This window comes from Bacillus cereus group sp. BfR-BA-01356, from assembly GCF_022663635.1.
GTDB classification, from domain to species: Bacteria; Bacillota; Bacilli; order Bacillales; family Bacillaceae_G; genus Bacillus_A; species Bacillus_A cereus.
On sequence record NZ_JAKUFX010000240.1, the window covers coordinates 1 to 2,505 of the forward strand.

Consider the following 2,505-nt stretch of genomic DNA (forward strand, 5'->3'; position numbering starts at 1 on the left):
TTTGCTATTTCTCTTGCTCTCTCTTCTTCTTTAGCTTTTGCTATTTCTCTTGCTTTCTCTTCTTCTTTAGCTTTTGCTATTTCTCTTGCTTTCTCTTCTTCTTTAGCTTTTACTATTTCTCTTGCTTTCTCTTCTTCTTTAGCTTTTGCTATTTCTTGCGCTTTTTCTTCTTCTTTAGCCTTTGCTATTTCTTGCACTTTCTCTTCTTCTTTAACTTTTACTTCTTCTTTGATTTTTGCCTCTTCTTTAGGCTTTACTATTTCTTGCGCTTTTTCTTCTTCTTTAACTTTTACTTCTTCTTTGACTTTTGCCTCTTCTTTAGGTTTTACTATTTCTTGCGCTTTCCCTTCTTCTTTAGGTTTTACTATTTCTTGCGCTTTCCCTTCTTCTTTAACTTTTACTACTTTTGCCTCTTCTTTAGGCTTTACTATTTCTTGTGCTTTCGTTGTTTCTTTCGCTTTTGCTACTTTCTGCGTCTTTACTTCTTTCTTTTCTTTAACTGATTTTTGTACTTTCGCTACTTGCTTCGTTTTCTCTTCAGTTTTCTTTTCAGTTGGTGCTGTACTTGATAGGAAAGAAACGTTTGCATAAGCAGTTTTTCCTTTATACTCAAATTGCAACCATCCGTCTTTTACTTGATGCGTTGATTCAATTACATCATCTTTTTTTAGTCTGCCAAGAATTTCTGAATCTGTGTTTGCTTCAGTACGTACATTTAACAAATTCGCCGTTACATGATATACATCTTTTGTAAACTCCGAACTTACAAACACTTCTTTACCATTCAACTCAATTTTTGACCAGCCATCTTCGGTATTTATGACTTTTAATTCTTGCCCATTCTTTACTTTTTCGACCACTTTTGATTCTGTAGTCGGTTTTTCACGTACGTTAAGTACATCTGCTGTTACGATTGTTTCTGCGGTAGCAGTTGTGGTAAACGCTCCCAATCCAAAAACAGTTGCTGTTGCTGCGCCAATTACTTTTTTCATATTAGCCTCCATTAAATTTTTTTGAATTTTATCAAATGCCTCCGTAAAATTGTATAATTTTACATAATATCAAAACATTTGCAACAGTATATTAATATTGTTTAATATACTGTTATTAAAACTCCTTACTCCAATACTATCAAATTCTCATTTCTAATTCTATATATTATAAATCTCCTTATCTTTTATAAAAGCTCCATGCCCTTCTTCACACTAAATAGTTGTGGCAATTCCCGCCAAAAATAAACTTACGATTGCTAAAATTTGAGTAGCGACTATAGCCCCTCTTAAATGAAACTTATAATCTTTATAACCTTTCATACCTTCCGTACTAGGAATCACAACAAACCTTGGAGTAATCCAGCAAAAAATTAGCCAATCAATTATAAGTAAATCTACTAAATTGAAAATCATTAAAATACCAAAAGTGTGTAAATAGGCATCCATATACATTAACTTTTCATGCTTATGTAGTATATATGTAGAAACGAAAGGACTACCGAAAAGAATAGTATTATATACAATATTAAAATAAATGGTTTGCTTTTTTTCATGAATCGATTTTGGAAAAACTACTTTTTGAATATCTTTCGGATAATCAGTTAACGAAAGTCGAGGATTATAATATAAGGACCCTAAAATCATTACGGATAGTACAATAGACATGATGACACCAACGTACATCATTTGCTCAAATTGATTCATATGCTTCATTCACCCTTTTCTGTAATTACTATGATGGTCATTCACTTAATTACATATTGTATGTACGTACACAATCAAAAATTAACAACTAGCTTTAATAGCGAAGCAAAATTGTTGTAATGCAAATGCAAATTTAATACAGTGGAAGCCTAATTGATACAGATAGGATTGGTGAAACCTATGAAAATTGAACATATTGCAATTTGGGTAAATGACTTAGAATGTATGCGTGATTTTTATATGAAATACTTTAATGGTAAAGCAAACTCTTTATATCATAATAAAACGAAACAATTTGAATCTTATTTTATTACGTTCGAATCTGGAGCAAGACTTGAACTTATGCGTAAAAAAGGGATTGAAAATAAGCCTAATTTAAACATAACTGGCTATGCTCATATGGCTTTTTCTGTCGGTAGTGAAGAACGTGTGAATGAACTGACAAAGGTGATAAAAGCTGCTGGTTATCCTTTATTGAATGGACCACGTTTTACTGGAGATGGCTATTATGAAAGTGTAATAGGCGATCCGGAAGGTAATCAAATAGAAATTACGATTTAACTTACCCTTTTCCACCACCTCCGTATTTTTCCACCGATTAGGCGGTGCTGTTGCCGAGGTGCCAAATGAGGCGACTGCTTATTTTTACCGAAAAGCACTATCAAACATGTCAATATTTGCTACTTGGGGGCAATCAGACATGCCCATCAACTTAAAAATCTTCACTACCCCCAAGTGTAAAAAAACGTTATTCTTTCTAAAAAAGCTAGACTAGAAAGGATGACGTTTTCTTATGAATCTCTCGATT

At 32.8% G+C, this 2,505-nt stretch carries 3 protein-coding genes and 1 pseudogene; 2 read left to right on the forward strand and 2 right to left on the reverse strand.

The window, feature by feature from the left end; translation table 11 throughout:
- Both MR168_RS32585 and MR168_RS32590 read right to left on the reverse strand, forming a co-directional pair.
- Window positions 1-992, reverse strand: a 992-nt coding sequence (locus tag MR168_RS32585) for an SH3 domain-containing protein (RefSeq protein ID WP_242291754.1), incomplete at its 3' end; no start/stop codon positions are given.
- A gap of 213 nt (window positions 993-1,205) precedes the next feature.
- Window positions 1,206-1,697 carry a hypothetical protein gene (locus MR168_RS32590; protein WP_001071240.1) on the reverse strand — a complete coding sequence of 164 codons (492 nt, stop codon included), beginning with the start codon at window positions 1,695-1,697 and terminating at the stop codon, window positions 1,206-1,208.
- Window positions 1,698-1,877: 180 nt separating this feature from the next.
- Between MR168_RS32590 and MR168_RS32595 the strand changes: the two genes are divergently transcribed.
- Window positions 1,878-2,258, forward strand: coding sequence for a VOC family protein (locus tag MR168_RS32595; protein ID WP_006924503.1), 381 nt, complete (start codon window positions 1,878-1,880; stop codon window positions 2,256-2,258).
- A gap of 4 nt (window positions 2,259-2,262) precedes the next feature.
- A pseudogene (locus MR168_RS32600) lies at window positions 2,263-2,397 on the forward strand (FAD-binding oxidoreductase); the annotation flags it as partial.
- Window positions 2,398-2,505: the final 108 nt, after the last annotated feature.

Excerpts from the sequence above, each read along its gene's own strand:
- MR168_RS32590 (WP_001071240.1), bottom strand. The coding sequence starts at position 1,697 with ATGAATCAATTTGAGCAAATGATGTACGTTGGTGTCATCATGTCTATT.
- MR168_RS32595 (WP_006924503.1), top strand. The coding sequence starts at position 1,878 with ATGAAAATTGAACATATTGCAATTTGGGTAAATGACTTAGAATGTATG.